Source organism: Nocardia nova (genome assembly GCF_002933465.1).
GTDB lineage: Bacteria > Actinomycetota > Actinomycetes > Mycobacteriales > Mycobacteriaceae > Nocardia > Nocardia nova_B.
The window spans coordinates 1-875 of sequence record NZ_PSZE01000098.1; the positions used below are offsets into that span (position 1 = coordinate 1).

Here is an 875-nt window from a genome sequence, read left to right on the forward strand (position 1 = left end):
CGAGCCCGGCGCTGCCGGGTCCTGTGTCTGCCGGGTCGGGTGGTGGTGTGGTGGCGCCTGCGGGTTCGCCCGCGGTGTCGGTGGCACCGGGATCGGCGCAAGCACCCCCCGCCGCGGGCGCCGGCACACCACCACCGCCGGCGCCGGCCACCGATCGGGCGAGCGTGGCACCCGAACCCGAACCCAGCCTGGTCCCCGGCATCGACGACCACACCCTGGCCCAGGTCGCGCCCACCGCCATGATGGGCGGCGCCATGGCCCTGTCCATGCTGCCCATGCTCGCCTCCGCCCTGTCCGGCCTCGCCGGCGGCACCAGCGGCGGAAACGGTAACCGAAACGGTTCCGGCGCAACCACAACCGGCGACGGCAGCGACGCCGGCCTGTCACCCCAAGCCCAGAAAGCCATCGCCGCCCTCAAAAAACTCGCCGCCGCCTACGGCGACGAAAACAGCGACGACCCCGACGTCGCGAAACTCCGCACACAACTCGGCACCACCACCGGCAGCACCGGCGGCACCGGCACCACCGCAGGCGCCGTCAAAGCCCGCCAACTGTTCCAACGCAACGCCGCCACCGCCTTCAACACCCTCGACAACGACCTCTACAACTACATCTACTCCCACGCCGGCAAACACAAAGTCGACAAAACCGCCGTCCGCCAACTCCTCCGCGACGTCGACGCCGCCCTCGCCGAACTAGGACCCACCGCCTACACCAAAGCCGGACAACAAAAAGTCCACCACATCCTCACCATCGCCCTCACAAAAGCCCAAGCCATCGTCTCCGGCGGCAACACCAACTCCACCGAAACCGCCACCGAAATCAACCGACTCACCAACCAATACCTCTACAACATCTACGGCAAAAAATACCCG

Annotated in this window: 1 protein-coding gene and 1 pseudogene; one reads left to right on the top strand and one right to left on the bottom strand. The window is 67.7% G+C overall.

Features of this window, described 5'->3' with window-relative positions:
* Window positions 1-268: pseudogene (locus tag C5E41_RS34680) on the bottom strand (hypothetical protein); the annotation flags it as partial.
* Here C5E41_RS34680 and C5E41_RS33005 point away from each other — a divergent pair.
* Window positions 267-875 (top strand): DUF4226 domain-containing protein (locus tag C5E41_RS33005; protein WP_219823319.1); only part of this gene is annotated, 609 nt, incomplete at its 3' end. The pseudogene C5E41_RS34680 and the gene C5E41_RS33005 overlap by 2 nt on opposite strands.